The sequence below is a fragment of the Paenibacillus sp. IITD108 genome, from assembly GCF_036541265.1.
Lineage (GTDB): Bacteria > Bacillota > Bacilli > Paenibacillales > Paenibacillaceae > Pristimantibacillus.
The window spans coordinates 107,833-129,808 of the sequence record NZ_JAZHCT010000017.1; the positions used below are offsets into that span (position 1 = coordinate 107,833).

At 43.2% G+C, this 21,976-nt stretch carries 10 protein-coding genes and 1 riboswitch; of the genes, 9 read left to right on the plus strand and 1 reads right to left on the minus strand.

Going from position 1 to position 21,976, the window contains the following annotated elements; genetic code table 11:
* The first annotated feature begins 146 nt into the window (after nt 1-146).
* From V1L65_RS16205 to V1L65_RS16215, 3 genes are all read left to right on the plus strand, one after another.
* Nucleotides 147-1,955, plus strand: a complete 1,809-nt coding sequence (locus tag V1L65_RS16205; RefSeq protein ID WP_331700245.1) for a reverse transcriptase/maturase family protein — start codon at nt 147-149, stop codon at nt 1,953-1,955.
* Between the two features lie 206 nt (nt 1,956-2,161).
* Nucleotides 2,162-2,569 carry a hypothetical protein gene (locus V1L65_RS16210; RefSeq protein WP_331700246.1) on the plus strand — a complete coding sequence of 136 codons (408 nt, stop codon included), beginning with the start codon at nt 2,162-2,164 and terminating at the stop codon, nt 2,567-2,569.
* A gap of 11 nt (nt 2,570-2,580) precedes the next feature.
* Entirely contained in the window at nt 2,581-2,916 is a 336-nt protein-coding gene (locus V1L65_RS16215) for a hypothetical protein (RefSeq protein ID WP_331700247.1), read from the plus strand.
* A gap of 61 nt (nt 2,917-2,977) precedes the next feature.
* Here V1L65_RS16215 and V1L65_RS28755 read toward each other — a convergent pair whose 3' ends face one another.
* On the minus strand, nt 2,978-3,073 hold the full coding sequence (locus tag V1L65_RS28755; RefSeq protein WP_442955703.1) for an IS3 family transposase: 96 nt from the start codon (nt 3,071-3,073) through the stop codon (nt 2,978-2,980).
* 897 nt (nt 3,074-3,970) lie between these two features.
* On the opposite strand from V1L65_RS28755, the gene V1L65_RS16225 reads away from it, so the two are divergent.
* From V1L65_RS16225 to V1L65_RS16250, 6 genes are all read left to right on the plus strand, one after another.
* Nucleotides 3,971-9,844, plus strand: a complete 5,874-nt coding sequence (locus V1L65_RS16225) for an RCC1 domain-containing protein (protein ID WP_331700248.1) — start codon at nt 3,971-3,973, stop codon at nt 9,842-9,844.
* A 44-nt stretch (nt 9,845-9,888) separates the two neighbouring features.
* On the plus strand, nt 9,889-18,708 hold the full coding sequence (locus tag V1L65_RS16230; RefSeq protein WP_331700249.1) for a S8 family serine peptidase: 8,820 nt from the start codon (nt 9,889-9,891) through the stop codon (nt 18,706-18,708).
* A gap of 5 nt (nt 18,709-18,713) precedes the next feature.
* Nucleotides 18,714-19,148: a hypothetical protein gene (locus tag V1L65_RS16235; RefSeq protein WP_331700250.1), complete on the plus strand. Its 435-nt coding sequence runs from the start codon at nt 18,714-18,716 to the stop codon at nt 19,146-19,148.
* 889 nt (nt 19,149-20,037) lie between these two features.
* Complete coding sequence (locus V1L65_RS16240; protein WP_331700251.1) at nt 20,038-20,421, plus strand: DUF6960 family protein; 384 nt, start codon at nt 20,038-20,040, stop codon at nt 20,419-20,421.
* 2 nt (nt 20,422-20,423) lie between these two features.
* Nucleotides 20,424-20,924, plus strand: coding sequence for an RNA 2'-phosphotransferase (locus V1L65_RS16245; RefSeq protein WP_331700280.1), 501 nt, complete (start codon nt 20,424-20,426; stop codon nt 20,922-20,924).
* A gap of 141 nt (nt 20,925-21,065) precedes the next feature.
* Nucleotides 21,066-21,146, plus strand: a riboswitch (ZMP/ZTP riboswitch).
* Nucleotides 21,120-21,917 carry an IMP cyclohydrolase gene (locus V1L65_RS16250; protein ID WP_331700252.1) on the plus strand — a complete coding sequence of 266 codons (798 nt, stop codon included), beginning with the start codon at nt 21,120-21,122 and terminating at the stop codon, nt 21,915-21,917. (Overlaps the previous riboswitch by 27 nt.)
* The last annotated feature ends 59 nt before the right edge of the window (nt 21,918-21,976 follow it).

A 21,976-nucleotide genomic window follows, 5' to 3' on the forward strand; every position in this document is an offset into this window, starting at 1 on the left:
CTATACTGGCTATGATTGTAGAATCTGAATATCCAATATGGTAACGGAGCTTTCGTAGTAGTCCGAGCTAGGGAAAGCCTAGTACATGGCGAAGGAAAGCAGGATAATATCGCTTAATAGAAGCTGAAAGGTTATGGTGAAAGACCATGCAAGGACCATCTACTTTACTAAGCGTATTGAAATCAAAGTCGAGTAACAAGGATTATGTCTTTAAAGATCTGTACAGAATGCTGTATAATTCCAACTTCCATCTCAGGGCTTATACTAAACTGGCTCCCAATCCCGGAAACATGACCGCTGGAAGCGATGGCAACACCATCGATGGATTCGGAATGGAGAGGATCATGAAAATGATCACTAAACTCCGTAACGAAAGTTATCAACCAGCACCCGTGCGAAGGGTTCACATCCCCAAAAGGAACTCAGACAAAATGAGACCTTTAGGGATGCCGACTTTTGATGACAAGGTTGTACAAGAACTTATTAGAGTCATCCTTGAAGCGATTTATGAGGATACGTTCTCAGATTTCTCTCATGCCTACAGACCTAATAGAAGTTGTCACACCTGTCTCGCCCAAATAAAAAACCACTCTAAGGCTACCAAATGGTGGATTGAAGGCGATATTAAAGGCTTTTTTGATAATATCAATCACGAGATCATAATTAGCATCCTTCGGAAAAGGATTAAGGACGAAAGATTTCTAAACCTTATCCGAAAATTCCTGAATGCCGGATATATGGAAGACTGGAAAATCCACAACACTTATAGTGGAGCACCACAGGGAGGAGTATTAAGTCCAATACTCTCTAATATCTATCTCCATGAACTCGATAAGTTCATGGAGGCCCTTACTGAAAATTTCAATAAAGGGGACAAAAGGAACCCGAGTAAGGAATATTTGAGCATAAACGGAAAGGCAAGATATAAGAGAAAAAAATACAAGGAATGTTCTGACTCATCTCAAAAATTGAAATTACTAAAAGAAGTCAAAGCATTTGAAAAGCAATATCGCTCAATGTCCTCCATGAACGATATGGACGAGAACTTCAAAAGACTAAAGTATTTCAGGTACGCGGATGATTTCTTAATCAGTGTCATTGGGAGCAAAGAAGATGCGATAGTAATCAAAGAGCAGATCAAAAACTTCCTACAAAACAAACTCAAACTTGAACTCAGTGAAGAAAAAACACTAATCACACACAATACGCAATCTATTAGATTCCTTGGCTATGACATCAAAATTAACCAAAGTCAGGAAGTACTCGAAACTGTAAAAGGTAAGGCAAGACAGCTAAGTAAGAATGTATTGTTAGCGATGCCCCATGACAGAATTAGAGACTTCATGTTAAGGAATTGCTTCTTTAGAATTAAAGAGGACGGAACTTGGAAAGCAACGCACGTAAAAAAGTACCTTAATTATTCCGAATTGGAGATATTGAGAACATATAACTCTCAAATACAAGGGTTTTATGAATATTACAAGCTTGCTAATAATATTTTCAGGTTCCACAATCCTTATTTCCTTATCCAAAAAAGTTTCCTGAAAACACTAGCCAATAAGGGGAAAACTACCTCGAAGAGGATTCGAGACAGTCATTCGTTTAATGGGAAGTTGGGTGTAAAGTATCAGGATAAAAAAGGAAACACGAAGATAGCTTATCTGTATAAAGGTCCGTTTGAAAGGAATGATGTCCCCAACATAAGTGAGGAAATAGATTTCATCCCTAATTGGATGACCTATTTCACAGGGACCTCGTTAGAAGATAGAATTCTAGCAAATAAATGTGAATGGTGTGGTACAGAGGAAGGACAGTTTGAAATACATCATGTACGGAAGTTAAAAGACCTAAAAGGCAAAAGTCTATGGGAGAAAATCATGATTGCTCGGGTTAGAAAGACGATGGTTCTTTGTAAAAAGTGCCACGTTGATTTACATGCAGGAAGACTCGACTAATTCAAGACGAATGATATATCTAGAGAGCCGGATACGCTGAAAGGTGTACGTCCGGTTCGGGGGGGAGTACTTGGAAACCTGTCGTCGAAAGATGATAAGGCGCCGGGTGCTTACCCTACAATAAAACGCGTCAGCTGCTGGATAACTTTTTCTACTCAGATTACTTAAAGGATTTAATATATATTGATGCAGGTGTAGAAGGTGTTATGTTCGCAGAGGAAAGAAACTTATCTGAAGAAGACGGGATTTCTAGAAACCATAGTGGTTTTGGTGGCCAAGTAGTGTGTGGGCTTAAATATGCAAATGAAATCGTATTAGAGCCGGTAGCACAAGTATTCTCGAATATTTGGGAAGATGAAGTTACTCACTTTCCAGGAGAAGGATGTGGGGATCTTATTCATAACGCTCCACAACGCTGTGCAACGAATAAAATGGCTGCTCAAGTCGCAAATAATATTGTAAATAACCTTTTTCATCTGAATACCTTATTTACCCACGTAGTCAATTTCAATGCTCAAACGTGTTGCAGTGGAGGTATGGGTACTTTTATAGATGATGAAACATTTTCTCACTTTAAATTGCTGAAACAACTACGAATTGAAAAAAATCTGTAGTGGAGGGGTATATGAAAGCTACATATATTATTCCGAATGAGTTGATTGAAATTATTAGTATGAAGCGGGATCGCTATGGTGTGACAATGGTAAAAGTTCTACATTATGATGGGCGATTTACATTAATACCTCGTAATCAGTTGTTAACAGAAGAAGATCATAAACAGCTTCAAGAACTAGGTGGAATTTTAGGGCGGGGTAGGATTGGCAAGAATAAACGGTATTTTGAATTAATGAAGGAGTTAATGAGGCGTGAGGCCCCTACATCATTATTGCCTAAGTATATAAAAGATCAATTAAAGACGCGGAATGTGCAATTACAATTTAATTTCGAAGGTGTAAGCTAATACCCAAAAAAGAGTCGCGGTGGTCATAGCCCCATCAAGTAGACAGTAATAAAAGAGCGTATTAAGCGGCGATCGCTTCTCGGTATTCTACCGGGGAAAGATCGCCTAGTTTTTTCTGGAATCGTTCATTGTTGTAGTATTCAATGTGTTCAGTAATGAGTTGCCGAGCATATGCTTCGCTATCTGGTTTATTTAATTAAAGCTTTTCCGTTTTAAGGTGTGAAAAGAAAGACTCAATACAAGCGTTGTCGAAACAGTTTCCACCCCTTTAATTTCCACTTATAGAATCCAGCCCTCGATACTTCGGAAATTTGGCATAACATAACGATGGAATATTGCGGTGTCATTTTTTCGATGACCCTGTACCTGGCTTGCTTATCCAACTTTCCTCCCCGTGTAGATTCGGATTGCGCTTTTTTAGATATTCGACCTGCGCTTTTAAGTGCATATTCTCTTCTTCCAAAGTGCTAAAGTGCTTCTTACTGAAGCGGCCTCGAAAGTCTTCAAACGTTTCTCCAAACTTTCGTACCCATTCCACAATCTGTGCATCGCTTTTGATTCCATATCGTTCCTTAATTTGAGAAAGGGACAATCCCTCCTTGAGCCGTAATCGTACGACCTCTTTATCTCTCCCGTGTATCGTGAAAACTTCTGTCCTTTTGTAGCCATAAAAAATCCCCTCCCATAAACAATGTTGAGTCCATAATATCATGAACTCTTTTTTCACTGTCTACCGTAAGGGGATAAAACCACGGATCGACTCTTTTTTTGATATAGCGTCTATAATATATTGACTTGACCATGACCGTCAGGTATGTGACCATGTCACCTTTTTAGACATAAACACTCACTTTTAACAATATATTAAGGAAAATTGACCTTTCAGCACGAAATAACTAAAAAAATTTGTCATAATCGACAAAAAACGACTTATATCCATATTTTTATACAAAATACACCCATTTACAATTTCAACCTTACTGAAATATGATACTAATTATTCAGTCAGAAACCTATATTAATCTTCAAACCTACTAAAAAGGAGAATAGCCCCATGCATTTAAAGAAAGCGCTTACTCTATTTCTTTTATTTTCATTGTTATTTCAATTTTTTTATTTTTCGGGTAAAGCAGAGGCACGAGTTGACATTTACCAGCCATCTGTTGCAGCTGGACTTTATCACTCACTGTTTCTGATGCCTGATGGAAATGTAAAAGGGGTTGGATATAATTCAAACCGACAAGTAGGTTACGGCTCGTCAAGCTATGTTTATACGCCAACACAATTAAACTTGACTAATATCCGTCAAATAGCGGCAGGAGAAACCAGTTCATACGCTTTAAATGAAAAGGGCGAGGTGTATGTCTGGGGGAATAATAGTAACGGGCAGTTAGGAACAGGCAATACAACGACTGTCCAGTCACCCACTAAAAATACATATTTGACTAATGTTGTACAAATTGCTGCAGGCAGTAATTTTGCAGTTGCCCTCATGAAAGACGGAACCTTAAAAGCGTGGGGAGACAATACCTACGGTCAACTAGGCAATGGCACTTATACTGCATCCAACACCCCAATTACTGTTCCCGGCTTGACAAATATTAAAAAAATAGCAATAGGACGATTTTTTGTAGTTGCTTTGTTAGAGAATGGGTCTGTTAAAACATGGGGACTCAATGATTCCGGACAACTTGGTTTAGGTCATACGAATACAGGGACAGCACCTGTCACAGTATCTGGTCTGACAGCTATCAAGGATGTTGCTGCAGGCACCAATCACGCAGCAGCAGTTCTCACGAATGGCACTGTAAAAACATGGGGGAATAACTCAAACGGCCAATTAGGCATTGGATCAACGACCAATCAACTATCACCCGTAACCATTTCCGGATTGACAAACGTCTATCAAGTTTCTCTAGGAGGCTATCATTCAATTGCCATTCTCAATGATGGAAAGGTTAAAATGTGGGGAAAAAACAGCAACTACCAGCTCGGCTTAAGTGGGACTACAAATCGCACTATTCCGACTGATTTGCAAAAAGACAATGTTTTGCACGCAGTAGCTGGAAGTGAACATAGTTTTCTTATTTTTAAAGATTATACCCTACATGGATCAGGTTCCAATACCTACTATCAGTTAGGGGGGGGAGACAACAATACCCGTACAATATTTACAACGATTAGCTTGCAAGTGATGACCGTTCCGATGCAAGTAGAGGGATTTATCGACGAACCTTTTATTGCCGCTGGTGCCTCAAGTTCATTTGCATATACAAATGGTGTATTGAGGGCTTTTGGTGTAAACACTTCTGGTCAACTTGGTATTGGCAACAAGGATAATCAGCTAACCCCGGTAACCATTCAAAATTTGAATGCCGTCAAGCAATTAGCTTCAGGAAATTCTTACACATTAGCTCTGATTCAAGATGGATCAGTCAAGGCTTGGGGAAATAATTCTTATGGTCAGTTGGGACTAGGAAACACGACAAGTCAATTGCTGCCTACCACCGTGCCGAGTTTAAGTGGAGTAAAGCAAATCGCAACAGGATCCGCCCATACACTGGCCTTAATGGAGGATGGAACAGTCAAGGCTTGGGGCTATAATGGTTCTGGCGAGTTGGGACTAGGAAACACGACCAATCAATTGCAGCCTATCACTGTGCAGGGTTTAAGTGGCGTAAAGCAAATCGCAACAGGATCCTCCCATACACTGGCTTTAATGGAAGATGGAAGTGTTAAGGCATGGGGGTCAAATGCTAACGGCCAGTTAGGTTTGGGAAACACGAGCTCCCAATATAGGCCCATCACAGTGCCAGGTTTAAGTGGAGTAAAGCAAATAGCAGCAGGATCTTCCTATACACTGGCCTTAATGGAAGATGGAACTGTTAAGGCATGGGGCTATAATGGTTCTGGCGAGTTAGGACTAGGAAATATGACTGAGAAATGGCAACCTGTCACTATACCAGATTTGAATAGCGTAAAGCAAATCACAACAGGATCCTCCTATACACTGGCTTTAATGGAAGATGGAAGCGTTAAGGCATGGGGGTCAAATATTTCTGGTCAATTAGGACTAGGAAACAAGACGAATCAATTACAGCCCGCCACTGTGCCGGATTTAAGTGGGGTAAGGCAAATCGCAGCAGGATCCTCCCATACAATGGCGCTAATGGAGGATGGAAGTGTTAAGGCTTGGGGATCTAATGCTTCTGGTCAGTTAGGACTAGGAAACACGACAAATCAGTTGCAGCCTATCACTGTACCAGCTTTAAGTGGAGTAAAGCAAATCGCAGCAGGTACTAATCGTACACTGGCTTTAATGGAGGATGGAACAGTTAAGGCTTGGGGGTATTCCGGTCAATTGCCTAAAACTGTACCAGATTTAAGTGGAGTAAAGCAACTCGCAACAGGATCCACCCATACACTGGCCTTAATGGAAGATGGAACTGTCAAGTCTTGGGGATCTAATGCTTCTGGCCAGTTGGGACTAGGAAACACGACGGATCAATTGGAGCCCATTACTGTAAAGGATATAAGTGGAGTAAAGCAACTCGTAGCTTCTTCCTCCCATTCACTGGCTTTAATGGAGGATGGGACAGTTATGGCATGGGGGGGGAATTTTTCCGGTCAGTTGGGACTAGGAAACACGACAAATCAATTGCAGCCCATCACTGTATCAGGCTTAAGTGGAGTAAAGCAACTCGCAACAGGAACCTCCCATACACTTGCGTTAATGGAGGATGGAAGCGTTAAGGCTTGGGGAAATAATTCTAGTGGCGAGTTGGGACTAGGAAACAAGACAAATCAATTGCAGCCTATCAATGTACCAGATTTAAATCGAGTAAAGCAACTCGCAACAGGCTCCTCCCATACACTTGCGTTAATGGAGGATGGAAGCGTTAAGGCATGGGGATCTAGTTCTTCCGGCCAGTTGGGACTAGGAAACATGGCAAGTCAATTGCAGCCCACCACTGTGCCAGGTTTAAGCGGAGTAAAACAGCTTGCATCCGGTGCTTTACATTCACTTGCGTTAATGGAGGATGGAAGCGTTAAGGCATGGGGATCTAATTCTTCTGGCCAATTGGGACTGGGCACTACTTCTAACACTACTTTTCCAGTAAATGTAACAGAAATACGCGGCGCTATACACATAGCTGCAGGAAGCCACTATTCATTTGCTCTCCTTGACGGCGCAGTGATGATGGGGTGGGGAGAAGGAAGAGAAGGACAGCTAGGGAATGGCCTTGCAACTAGTTTCTATACGCCACAAGCAGTCCCCCTCCACAACAGAAATTTAGTTTTTATGAGTTTGTTGTTACAGGGAATGACTGATTCGACTATTGTCGTAAGCACATACTTGGATGAAGAAGCCACACCACTGTATACAACAAATATTCAACTCAGTGATCAAGAGCAGTATTTGAGGTTTGAGCCATTCGATAGCTCTACACTGATCCCTGGCGCACATAAATTCATTATCGAGGCAGGAGACGGCGTCCAACTCATTCGCAAAGAAGTGCATTTCCAAGTATCTAACATGCCGTCAGGTAATACTTCCATTCAAATAGAGGCAACGCCGCAAACGCTCACCGTGAAGGCGGAGACGACAGGTGCTTTGCTCGATGCCGCACCTTACCGAATCAGCGTTGGAGAGACCGTCAGCAACTGGCTCACCGGAAATCCGTCAGCTGCCTTTACGGTTAGCAATTTGTTGCCCAATACACGCTATCCCGTTCAGGTGGAGGTCAAGCAATCCAATGGACAGATCACGACGGAGAGGAGAGAGTCCGTAACTTACGCTGTTTCACCATCGCTGGTTGCAGCTGGTACGTCAGCGACTACGGCTACTTTTACTATAAATGATACAAATCCGGCAGATACTGCCTATCAGATTATTACTGGTAATAAATTCGTGGCTTCTGACGGCACATTAACCGCACAGTCTATCTGGATAACCATACCGGATAAACGAATCTTGATTAAAGGCTTGCCATCAGGTGCGACATCAAAGTTTCAGATCAAGGCGCGTAATAAGGAAGGGGTCGAAACTCCACTCTCGGCTTCAATACAAGCAGGACTTCCTATCAAACCGCCAGCCATACCAACCGGTTTCAAAGCGGAAGCGTTTGCTGATCAAATCGAATTAACATGGAATCCAGTACTTGATGCTACCGCATATGAGTTAGAGTTGGATGGTACAGTGTTGAATAGAGGTGCACTTCTATCTTTTATACATCGGGATCTCGCTCCGAATACGACTCATTTATACCGTATTCGGGCGTTGAAAGATGGCGCATCAAGTGAGTGGAGTGAGCCGATAACGGTCAGAACACTCATGCCTGCTCCTTTAGCGCCGGGAACTGTTAATGCTAGCGCAACTGGAAGAACCGTCACCATCGCATGGGGGAGCGTGCTTCATGCACTTAGCTATGAACTGGAGTGGGACGGTCGTACCATTCGAGTTGGACGTGAAATTACGAGTTACAAGATTATGGATTTGTCACCAGGCTCGCAACATGTCTACCGGCTTCGTGCCGTTAACAGCGGGGGCGCAGGGCCTTGGTCGCCTCTACGCACCGTAATGACTGCAATGTCAGTGCCGCCAATGCCAACGGGATTAACGATTCATGCATCGGATACTGCTGTTCAAATCAACTGGCAATCTCATGATGATGTGACACACTATGAAATTATGGCTAATGGAGTGATCTTCTTACATGGATCGGCGCCTTCTGTCTCACTCGGCGGCTTGCAGCCTGGCAGCAACTATCAATACAGTGTTCGGGCATGGAATGAACTGGGCGCTAGTGCGTGGAGCAGCCCAATATCCGTAACTACCTACAGATTGGCCTCACCTAAACTTGTAAGAGATAGTTTAAGTGATACGACCATTTCTCTGCGCTGGGAAACGATACCAGGCGCGAGCGGTTATGAAATAGAGCGAAATGGAATGGTCGAACAAGTGAATACGACCAACTTCAATCATTCGGAATTACTACCGGAGACAACGTACACCTATCGAATTCGCGCATTGAGCTCTTCTGGCAACAGTGGTTGGTCGCTGCCCATGTCATTAACGACGCTGCCAGCTAAACCAGCTATACCTGATAATATTTATGCCGTTGCTGGGAAGGATTACATCACGCTCAACTGGACAGCCGTAACGACTGCATTGGGCTATGAAGTAGAAATTGATGGGAAGGCCGTGATGAGCAATTTTGGTGAGACGACTTACACCGACACGATGCTTGATCCCTTCACCCCGCATACGTATCGAATACGTGCCGTGACCGATGCTGTTCAGGGCGACTGGACCGCCGCGATTGCTATGCGGACGCTTCCAGATGTGCCAAAAGCGCCGGATAACATTATGTTAAGTTCAATAGGGCATTTGGTGACGCTATCTTGGGCGGAAAATCCGTCCGCCTTGCGCTATGAATTGGAGATGAACGGACAAGTAATTGACGTGGGGCTGCAGACCAGTTACACACATCGACGGGTGGTTAGTGGAACGGAGAACCGCTACCGTGTGCGGACTTATAACGAAGCAGGAATGGGAGGATGGAGTAACTTAATGGTCAATAACACGATTAATGCTAGATTGACGAAAGGCAAAGACTTTAATCTTGGTCTGACTGCTTCAGATATTACAGATTTTAGTCGATACACATTAACCGTCAGTTACGATCCAAACGCAATGAAAGTACTGGACCTTTCCTCTCTCACTGGCCAGCCGGAGCTGGCTCCGGGACGTATTGAGGGGACAGATATTATTATCACTCATTTCTCGCCAGGAAGAATTACATTTGTGACGGATAAGCCGATCCAACAAGGAGAGTCGTGGACAGGCGTGATAAACAGCATCAAATTTCAAGGACTAGCTTCCGGAGGTTCATCCATTACGTATACAGTTGTACAACAATCTTAGTCAGACACGATGGCAAGCAATCATTCCAAATATGGAGGCACTTTATGAGAAGCATTTATTCCGTTTTTATTAAATACTGCTTGATCGTCGTGTTACTGTGCACCTTTGCACAAGACTACAGCATCACTTACGCTGCAGGGGCAGAGGGGCAGAAGACTAATCCGATTCCACGTCAGAAGTCGGAAGTGCTCGTCAAATACAAAGATCAAACCAAGGCAAAGGAAGTGAAGGAGCGCGTCGGGAGAAAACTCACAGGACAGCGCTTGACTGACCGCCAGAAGTTGCCACGTACGGGAATTGAGGTGATCGCCATCGAGGGTAACGGCACCGTCGATAGTGTTCTGACGGAGCTTCGTAAAGATCCGAATGTCCAATACGCCCAGCCAAACTATGAGTTGACCCCTTTGGCATTGCCAGAGGATGAACGATTTGGCGAGTCATGGGGGCTGAATAATACCGGCCAGACAGTCGCCATGCAGTCAGGAACTGCCGGTATTGATATACAAACCTTGGAAGCGTGGGAGCAAACTTGGGGACAAGCGTCTACGTTAGTCGGCGTTTTGGACACGGGTATCGATATACATCACCCTGATTTGGTGGCCCGTATCTATCAAAACCCACTTGAAATTCCTGGCAACGGTATAGATGATGACGGCAATGGCTATATCGATGATGTAAATGGCTGGGACTTTGCGAACGATGATGCCTCCGTTTACGATGCTGCTACACATGACAAACACGGCACATTTGTAGCTGGATTAATTGCGGCTAGCGCCAACGAGTTTGGAACTAGAGGTGTCGCCCCTGGCGTTACACTGCTTCCGCTCAAATTTATGTCAGAAAATAAAGGTTATACCTCGGATGCGATTGCCGCCATCGAATATGCCAAGCAAGCCGGCGTCAAGATTATTAATGCTAGCTTTGGCAGTCCTGCGAATAACATAGCGCTGGAAGATGCCATCCGCAACAGCGGCATCTTGTTTATTGGGGGGGGCGGGAATAACGGGCAAGATGCGGTAAACTATCCTGTATATCCGGCTGCATATCCCCTAGCAAACGTGCTGTCCGTAGCGGCTTTGGACAATCAGGGGAGGCTCGCTGCTATTTCGAACTATGGGAGTAATGTCGACATAGCCGCCCCGGGGATGGCCATGCTAAGTACATTTCCCGATGATTCCTATGGCTATATGAGCGGAACTTCGATGGCTGCTGCTATTGTGACAGGAGTAGCAGCACTAGTACACAGTGTCTATCCAGATTTGTCTGCAGAACAACTGGCACAAAGAATCAAATCGACGGCAAGACCGTTGTCCACTTTAAAGGGCAAAGTAAAGACAGGAGGCATAGTCGACGCTGCTGGAGCCATTAGGGGGACAGTTCAAGATGATTCCACAACAATTGAACCATTTCCAGTAGGAGAGGAAAGTGAAAGCGACGATATTGTTGTGGCTTTAGCCGTACAGATTGATCCTAACCTGCAAGAGCAGATTCATTATGGTGAAGAAGGCGTATCGGTGACGACTGGCAACTTCGCCAAATCCTTCACGGATATGTCTTTCGCTACTCCAGGTTTTACATTCAATATTGGACGAACCTATAACTCTCGTGATGACCGTCCATCCAGTTGGATGGGCAGGGGGTGGACATTTAGTTTCGAAGGCAGTTTGAATTTGACGGGTAACCAGATGGTTGCGAAACTGCCGAATGGTTCGGCGCAAGTATTCATTAAAAGTGGCGAAACCTATACTGCTAATGATTCACGTAGCCAATTGGTCAAACAGCAAGATAATACTCATGTGCTGACGACGTCAGATCAATATTCATACGGTTTTACAACAGATGGTTACTTATACTGGATGAAGGATCCACTTGGAAATTCCATTCAGATTGCAGTAAGCAACACTGGAAAAATTACTAAAATTACGGATACAGTTGGACGGACCTATACCATTGACTATATCGGTGAATTAATAGTTAAAGTAACTGATATCACAGGCCGCTTCATCAGATACAATTATGACAGTAGTAAACGGCTCATTTCTGTCCAGGATGCATCAGAACAGATTATCGAGCGGTATGAGTACGACTCCTTTGGATACCTAAATAAGATACGCAATGCGCAAAACCATGTGACCGAATCGATGGTGTACAGTCGGGATGCAGGACCTAGTCTGAATAAAGTGACCCGGTATACGAATACCTTTGGTAATACACAGTACTTCACTTATGATACAACCAATCGTAAAACAACGATAACGGACATTAACGGTCGCACTATGGTGAAATGGTACGATACGGCCATGTTTGTCACGGCATCACAAGATCCGGAAGGCAAGAAGTCGACGGTCACCTATTATACGGACGAAACGGGCTTTAATAAGTTTGGTGAGGAAAAGGCGATTACCGACCGCAACGGAAACCAAACATCCTATGTTCGCGATAACAATGGGAATATTACCAAAACGATTCATCCGGATGGCAGTTACCGAGAGTACGGATATGATCAATGGAATCACCTTATTTCGGAGAAGGATGAGCTCGGGAAGAGCATTTATTATGAATATAACAATCAGCTCTTGACTAAGCGCATTCAGCCCGTAAATGGCACTGACGTTTACACAGGAGAATTGTCGGATGCATTCGCCGTGACGTCGTATAGTTACTATTCTCAGGCGGAGGCACAGCGGTTCGGTGCGGCAGTAAGTGGTTTGCTGAAATCGATTACCAATCCAGAGGGCCATGTTACCGTTTACACCTATGATAAACATGGGAATACAGATACAATGACGGATCCTGAAGGAGGCATCACACGCAAAAGCTATTCGCCGCTTGGATGGTTGACATCGATCATGACGCCAGAAGGTTATCGGACGGACTATACGTACGATAAGAATGGACGTTTGCTGCGTACGATAGAAGACGGGGGTGAGACGACGCGTCTGGTGTATGACGCGCAAGGACTCGTGACCCAGAACATCAAGCCAAATCAATATAAAGCAGCAGATGATCAATTGAACGCATCGGGAACGGCATATACAAACGTCCAGGCAGGCGCTCGCAACGTTTACAACCCTAACGGTACGTTAAAAAGTAAAATAGATGAGGGCGGCTATACGTATTCGTTCGAATACGATATTTACGGAAACCAAACAAAAGAGAAGCGTCCAAACGGATCAGAGTATTTGTACCAGTATGATGTGATGAACCGTCTGATACGGGTTTCTTTCAAAGAAAACGAAGCTGCAGCACCGGTGTTGCTGCAATCTAACAGTTATGTAATACTGACTGGCGGCTTTGAACGGAGAACAGAAACCCGTTACTTAAATGAGACGGAACAGGCTGTGACAAATAGACTGTTTGACACAAGAGGCCGGGAAGTGGAGATTCAGCGTCCTGATGGCACAACGGAGGCTATTGCTTACTTAGCTAATGGTAATATTAGCGCAACCACCGATGCTCGCGGCAACATGACGTATTATAGTTACGATGGCATGAACCGTCTTGTCGATCAATGGTCTCCGCTTGATCACGGCAAATATCGGTATATCGGCTACCACTATGATCGCAATGGCCAATTGCTGGAGGAACGTAAAGGTAAGGATCTAGTATCACTTTACAGCAAGCCGGTAAAAGATCGTATGATAACGACGAGTTATGTATACGATGGCAGTGGAAGAGTGACACGTGTCATTCAGTCTTCAGGCAGTTTGACGAAACAAAAGTATGATCTCGACGGTCGATTAGTCCGAAAAGAAGTATATATGTCCGAGAAAGAAGCAATTGCTACGCAATATTCCTATAATCACAGGGGACAGGTCATAGCTGAGAAGAATGAAGTACGTAGTGGGGACGTGGGCGGCATTGCGTTTGCTAAAAATGACACCATGGCACTAGTGACCAAAACTAGCTATGATGCGAACGGGAACATCGTTTCTGTCACCACACCTGATGGTAACGAAACGACTTATAGTTATGACGCATTGAATCAGCCCACATCTGTACGCAGATCGATCGTGAACGAATACAACAAGCCATCTGTAGCCGTCACCCAAACCGTGTACAACTGGGCAGGCAAACCACTGAAAGTCATCGATGCATTGGGACGTACGACAACTTATACGTATAATGCCGCCGGTTCACTAGAAATGACCAGCTATCCCGACGGCGGGAAGCAACTGCAAGTGTACGACCGAGCACAGCGACGGATTGCTATTATTTCCCCGCAATCCTATAATGCTAACTTACGGTGGAATGAAATGGGACGAACAGAATACGTATACGACCGTATGAATCGTCTCAAGTTGACAACTGAGGTGTTCCAGGAGAAGGTTTATCGACCTGATATGCAGCAGTGGACCACGAAGTGGAGGGAATTGCCGACAGCAGCTTTGGCCTATGACGAGAATGGCAATACGATTAAGACATTAGATGGGGAAGGCTATGCACTCGGAACGGGTAAGACGGTGGACGAGCGGATCGCAACCGGTTACGGCACACGGTCAACCTACAATGCAGCCAACCTCATCGCATCCACGACAGATCCTTCTGCAGCTGAGAAGGGTGTGAAGGCTGGTATTACGTATACTTACGACGGGCTAGGACGTGAAATCACCGAGACGGATGCAGCGGGTACGGTATATGTCACCTATTATGACGATGCTGGCCGCGTCACAGCTACTGCTGTTCGTAAAACGGCCACTTCGCCAGAGCAACAGTTAAGCTCAAACCGATATGATTTAGCAGGTCATTTGCTATCGGAAACAGATGCGAATGGCAATACGATAACCTACACCTATAATACCTTTGGCCAAGTACGTACGATGCATTTTCCAGGGGATCAATCGATCCCAGCGCAAACCATCACTCGCCAGTATGACGTCATGGGGCGCGTAGCAAAGGAATGGGATGAGCTTGGTGCCGTACAGCTATGGGTATACGATCCGGATGGCCGTGTGATCCGCCAGACGGAGCAGAACAGTAGTGGCACGGAAGCGATTATGGTTAAATCTGGATATGACATGCTTGGCAACCTACGCTTCGAGACGGATGCGAATGGGATAACGACCGAATTTAGCTACGATGCCATGAACCGCGTAAAGAAAAAGATTCAACGTGTGTCGGGTGTCAATACTGAACCGGCAGAAAGGCAAACCTTATATCAGTATGACTATAATGGCAACCTAGTGTCTGAAACAAACTGGTTAAATCAGGAGAACACCTATATCTATGATGGTTTGAACCGGCTTATTGAGACGCGAGATGCAAACGGGGTCATCACAGAGCGGTTGGAATATAACGCGAACCATGCACAAGTCCGGTCCTGGGATGCTTTAAATCGTCTGACACAATTCCGCTATGATCGAAACCAACGCGAGATCGTGCGAATAGATCCCAAAAATAACCGGACAGAGAATAGTTTTAACGCATTGGGACTGCTTGAGGTACACCAAGATGGTCGAGGAAACGAAACGTTTTATACGTATGATTTCCTACGTAGACTGACAGGAGTCACGAATGCACTCGGAGAAACAACTCGTTATACGTATGATCTTGTCGGTAATCAGTTAACACAGACCGACGGTCGCGGATTAACGCATACGTTTACCTACAATGCGGCTAATAAACTGTCTCTGCGGATGGATCCGCCTGCCGAGTTGAATGAACCAGTTGCGGGTACCAACCATGCTGGTAAGACGGAAAGCTACAGATATGACGCTGATGGTAACTTACAATACAAGATCGATCGAAATGGACATCAAACCACGTATCAGTACGATATTCATGGAAGACTTCAAACCGAAACGGTTGAAGGAGCGGGAATCGTTGAACTTGCGCTGAACCAGCGGCAAGTCACCTATACGTATGACAAAAATGGCAATCAACTTAAGATGACCGACAGTACTGGAACAACAAGCCGCACTTATGACGAATTCAACCGGGTGATCACAAAAACGGTACCGAAACTCGGCACGACTATATTCCAATACGATCGGATAGAGGGTTTGCCTGCTGGGTATTCAGCGGAAAAAACGGTCGATCCCAAAAATAATGAAACGATTAAGGTGTTTGATAAAACCAATCGTTTGGTCGAAGTACGGAGCGGACCGCAGGATACAGCAGTTTATACGTACTATGAAGACGGAAGTCTAAAGACAGTAGAGTTTGCTAACGGCATCAAGGAAGAATACACGTATACAGCTAATAATCAATTATCGACATTAAAAAATTGGAAAGGTACGTCATTGCTCGATTCGTACGCGTATACCTATGATGCTGCGGGCAACCAATTGACGAAGACGGAGATGGAAGGTGGCGTATCGCGTGGTACAACAACCTATGCATACGATGCACTGAACCGACTATCTCGTGTGAATGAACCAAGCGGCCGAGTGACCAGCTACATTTATGACGCATCAGGCAACCGCATACAAGAAAAGGTAACACAAGGTTCTCAAACGACGGTATCACTATACACGTATAATGAACAAAACCGTTTGATGACAGTGACGGAAGTACAAACGAACGGCGAGAAGCAGACGGATCAATATAGTTATGACCGTAATGGTAATTTGATCTACAAAGAACGAATAGTAACCAAATTGTTTGACCCTTTTCAGCCAGTAGAGCCAAGCTTTGGCATGTTTATAGTTGGACAGGAAAATGAGAATTCACAAATTGCGAATCTCGTGTCTGGTACCCAGCAATATGTTTATGACGGGTGGAATCAGTTAATTGCCATTAACTCAGGCAGCGGAAACACGACTTACGCATACAACGGGGAAGGACTCCGTACCCAAAAAACAGTACGTGGCGAGACGACCCTCTATTTGTACGAATATGATAAAGTAGTATTGGAGACTGATGGCAAAGGTCAGACTAAGGCACGAAACCTTTATGGCATTAACTTATTGATGCGGCAAGTTGGAAATGAGAAGTACAATTACTTGTACAACGGACATAGCGATGTAACGTCACTGATAGATACCGCTGGTGTAGTTCAGGCATCGTACCGATATGACGCTTTTGGTGTGATCATAGATTCAATCGGTACAGTAAACAATCCAATACGGTATGCGGGATATCAGTTCGACGAAGAGAGCGAACTATACTACCTAAACGCTCGTTATTATGATCCAAAGATCGCCCGTTTCCTCAGCGAAGATACCTACCGCGGGAATGCAACAGATCCACTGTCTCTGAACTTGTACACGTATGTACACAACGAACCGATCATGTATTGGGATCCGACAGGGCATTGGGAGGAAGGTGATCAGAAGCTAAATAAAGAAGCACAAGCCAAAATTATTGCGCTTACGAATGCCTACTACAAAGCACAAACCAGTGCGGAGAAAAAAGCCATTCAAGCACAGGCAGAGGCTATCCGGGGTGTAAAAGAAAATTATCAAGCTGTTGTTACACCTTTGAATTCCTATTCCGAAACCATCAATGCCGTGCTTAATAAAGCAGCGGAGACTCGTGGCTATATGACAGCTTCGGAATGGAATTCCGCCGTAAAGAGTGCGGGAATAACAGTAAAGACGGATCCACTAAATTATCCTGTGGGCAACACCACTGTAAAATCGACCACGACGACAACTACTATAGGCAGAGTGAATTTGGAAGTTAAATCAGCTGCAATCACAATGGTTAAGAACACGAATCTTATCACGGGAACTGCTGCTATAAACCTGTCGTATAATGTGAGCAAGAACGAAGCGAGATTCGTGTCCTCCGTTGCACACAAAAGTGTATCACTAGAGCAAATATTAGTGACCTACGAAACGTTACGAATTAATAAAGGTGATATTAGCGAGGATGAACTCAAAGCCATTGGAATAAAGGTAAACAAGGATTTATGGTTAATTGGCGGCGGCACGATAAGTGGTGTAAAATCGGCGTATGCATTTAGTGAAAAAGGATTGACGACGGCCGAAGCCGAGCTCCTGTATCAACAGAATCGTAGGAATATCGAAATGGCATATGGAGCGGCTTTTGCTTTAAATGGCGTCCTCAGAATCAACTCTAAGCGGACGACGGAACCCGTTAAGGTAGTTGCGAATAAAGGAGGATGCAACTGCTTTACCGCTGGCACGAAGGTTCTTACAGACGAAGGGGAGAAACCTATCGAGGAAATCGAGGTAGGAGACAAGGTTCTCGCTAAAGATGAGTTTAACCCTGACGGAGAATTAGCCTACAAGGAAGTCACCGCTTTATATCGTAACCAACGTGATGATATTATTAAGTTGCATGTTGGGGAGCAAGTCATCGAGACAACAGATAACCATCCGTTTTGGATTGAAGGCAAAGGTTGGGTCTTCGCTGATGAACTTCAAGTTGGGGACATGCTTCAAAGGCCTGACGGAAGTAACCTGACGATTGATAAGGTTGAGTTCGTTAAACTTGATGAGCCAGTTACGGTTTACAATTTTACGGTTGCAGACTTCCATACGTATTATGTGACGGATATTGGGATTTGGGTGCATAATACGAATTGTAAAGGAGCAGGTTTAACCGGAGGAGGGAATTGGAAGTATAATGCAGATAAAGATTTGGATCTACGAGGAACTGGAAAAACATATAAAGATGCTCTTGATGAAGCCTTCAAGCGAACGGGTGTACCTAAAGATCAGTTTAACGTGACAAAGTGGGGGAAAGATAAAAATGGAAAGAGTGTCCCTGTAGAATGGTCAGGTCCGAACGGTGCAAATGTGAATATGGATATACCTCAGTGGAATAACGTTAAATCAGATGGAACTTTGGGTGAAGGACCTCACCAGCCACATATCGGGTATCAATCACCGGGAAAAGGTACAAATAGAACAAGGGGACATATATTTGTAGACGATGTTCCTGCAACGAGGTGACGTATATGAACAAACCAAATAAACAAGAGCTAATTCAAGTAAGTACCGAGTTAGGTATAGAAATAGAAATTTTGGATGACAATTCTTCAAAAGATTATATTAAGAGAGTAATTAACAAGTTTAAACCTTTCAAGATCGTAGGTCACTTAGCTATTGGAGCAAATTCTAAAACTATTTCGTTAGAGAAATATGAATATTCGTATTCAAAGTATTTAAATAGTGAACCTGCATTATTATTTTTTGATCAAGAAGGTCTTGATAGGAATACTGTAATAGTAGTCAAAGATGCTAAATTAGTTGGGTATTTAATGGAGAATTCATATGGAATGGAGTATTTTTTAAGTAACGGAAATTTGGATTATCTTATTGCAGTTAATTGGTATGCGATAGAAATTTCAGAATCTGTAATACCTCTCTTTACTAATCTTGATTTTAGTTAAATGACTACAATGCATTAGATTTGCTAGAACTACTTGAAGACCTTGGGGACGGCAATCCTCAAGGTCTTTTTTAACCTTACCCAGAGTTACCACGCGTCTTCTGTTATAGATATCGAGAGAATCTTCATCCAAAGCTTCTAAGTAATCTTTAAGCTCATGGGCAGGCTGGTTGTATAGAAATTTAGTAGTTAATTGCAGGCTTAAGTTAGAAAGTTAGATATCCCTCATTACACTTTTTTATAACTTCCCTCCAATCATGCAATTAAAGACAGACAAGAGTTTACGCGACATTATAGTGTTAGCATATCTTATGGGGAATGGCGTTAGCCGAAGCTGAGGACGATCAATCGTATCGAAAGTGCATTAGGAGTGTCGATTCTTGCCTTGGAGCGGATCGCGGAACCCGTTACGGTTAACTCCACACGTGCTGAAGCAAATAAGGGTATGGGTTTAAGGTCGACCCTGCAATGCAACCAGCTGATAAATCCGCAGGTGTATTGAAGAATAGTAGTTATATTAAGAATCCGACAGCAAAAAACACAAATGATTTAATTACCGATTCAGGTTAAATCGATAGTAAGCAAATGTCAGGACAATATATGTACGTAGTAGATAACAATGGAAGTGTAATTATTGGTACTAGAGCAGGACAAAAAATGTCTCATCCTACTCTCATTGGCGGCGAAGACCCACAGGTCAAAGCTACTGGAATTGTAGAGATTAAGGGTGGGCAGATCTACAAGGTAGATAAGTGGTCATTACAAACCAAGTGCTGATTCTCTCCAAGCTGCAGAAGAAGCGTTTGGCAAACTACCATCGTCTGCTTTCAGTTCTTCATTCCAAGGCTATGTACCATATAATAAATAATTGATTAAGGAGGTGCTCCTTCATGTTAGTTGGCGCATGGGGAATTTACAACTGGTTTGAAGAAGATGGAGAAGAATTAATTCAAAAACTGAGTCGAGAAGCCTTTCGGAATTTGAAACCAGTTGGCAAGTTATTTCAATGTGTTGGGATAGATGGAGAATATATTGAGATTCTGTATAATAAACAGAAATTTAAAGTGAAGCCTGAGTTATTTATACAAACTCCTAATCCGACATATAAATTTGGTGATAATGTACGACTTAAAAGTAAAGAGATAATTGGAATTATTTGCGACATAAATTGGCACAGTAAAGAGGCAAGGGAAATGTATTTTATTGAAGTGAACGGAAAAAAAAAATCTACTCGCTATTTTAGTGAAGAACTACTTATTGTGGAGGGTGCTTAGAACTGGACTTATCAAAATTAAGCAAGGAAATTTCGTATGCATTAAGACATGCACCTTGGGAATATGAGCTTGAACTAGACAATGAAGGATGGGTGGAGATTCATCAACTGTTAACCGGATTGCATTTAAATAAACATTGGGAATCAGTTAACGAGACTGATTTAGTTCATATGATTGAGGTGGCTGATAAAAAGCAACATGAGATTTTGAATGGTAGAATTAGAGCCATTTATGGCCATTTTACACCTCAAAGAATATTGAATACTGCAGCTACTCCACCAATCTTGTATCATGGGACAGCAAGACAGTTAGTTGAAAAGATTTTTATTGATGGGCTTCAACCGATGGCGAGGCAGTATGTTCATTTGTCAGTGGATACTAATACCGCCAATGTAGTAGGAAAACGTAAGGATTCGACCCCTGTACTGCTAAAGATTCAAGCTGAGGTTGCTTTGAATGAAGGAGTTAGATTGTTGTCAGAAGAAAATAAAGTACTAGACTGAAAGTTGTAGACTTAGAAAATAAAGTATTAGACTTGCAACTGGTGCCCGTTGGTTAAGCTAACGGGCAGAATTGAATTGTATCGCTGGATCAGAAAGTTATTGAAATATACTGGAATCAATTGTTATTATGAAAGTAATTTAGAGCTTATATGTGACTGGCGAAGCATGGGGATCCATGAGGAGGCATATAAGTAGTTGGAGCCGTACGCCTGGGCAGAGGTAAGGGGAATTTCCCCTTACCTCTTTATGTTTATTCGAGAGGAGCAACAGCAATTGAAAACAGTTCAACACGATTTATTTGAAAACCCATATCCAGGAAGAACGCTTATCATAGGACTAACACCTTCTGGATCGCATTATGTACAGGTGTATTGGATTATGGGGAGAAGCAAGAATAGCCGCAACCGCGTATTTGAAAGGGAAGGATTTAATGTAAGAAACAAAGCATTTGATCCTGCTCTGTTGGAAGACCCCTCACTCATTATTTATTATCCTATCAGACATTGGAATAACGTGCACATTGTCTCGAATGGTGATCAAACTGAAACTATTTATGATGGGATAATGCATAACAGAATCTTAGAAGAATCTTTAAAGCTTCGAGAATTTGAGCCCGATGCTCCACACTTTACTCCGAGAATTTCAGGCGTAATTAACACAGATCTTAAGAGGTACAGTTTGTCGATTATCAAAACACACGACAACGACCCATCAGTCTGCTTACGTAATATGTATCACTATAGCGGATTTAAGAACGGCATTGGTCATTGCATTCACACGTATAAATCGGAACTGAATGGTGTACTTAAACCATTTGAAGGTGATCCTTTTGAAGTGCCACTATTCGATTCAATAAATGAAATAGCAGACTATTACTGGGAACGTATCAATGCAGAAAACAAAATAGCTTTGTTGGTAAAGTTTATTAGTACACAAAATCAAGAAATAAACTTTCAAATTCGAAATAAGTATTCAACTAAAGGGACACGCTAGTGCAGGGCTAAATTCTTTCGTGAAATAGATTAAACCTTCCTCAACGAAGCGAAGCTAAT

What these genes read in the sequence shown, in the direction of transcription:
- V1L65_RS16205 (WP_331700245.1), top strand. Translation starts at nt 147, where the DNA reads ATGCAAGGACCATCTACTTTACTAAGCGTATTGAAATCAAAGTCGAGT.
- V1L65_RS16210 (WP_331700246.1), top strand. Translation starts at nt 2,162, where the DNA reads ATGTTCGCAGAGGAAAGAAACTTATCTGAAGAAGACGGGATTTCTAGA.
- V1L65_RS16215 (WP_331700247.1), top strand. Translation starts at nt 2,581, where the DNA reads ATGAAAGCTACATATATTATTCCGAATGAGTTGATTGAAATTATTAGT.
- V1L65_RS16225 (WP_331700248.1), top strand. Translation starts at nt 3,971, where the DNA reads ATGCATTTAAAGAAAGCGCTTACTCTATTTCTTTTATTTTCATTGTTA.
- V1L65_RS16230 (WP_331700249.1), top strand. Translation starts at nt 9,889, where the DNA reads ATGAGAAGCATTTATTCCGTTTTTATTAAATACTGCTTGATCGTCGTG.
- V1L65_RS16235 (WP_331700250.1), top strand. Translation starts at nt 18,714, where the DNA reads ATGAACAAACCAAATAAACAAGAGCTAATTCAAGTAAGTACCGAGTTA.
- V1L65_RS16240 (WP_331700251.1), top strand. Translation starts at nt 20,038, where the DNA reads ATGTTAGTTGGCGCATGGGGAATTTACAACTGGTTTGAAGAAGATGGA.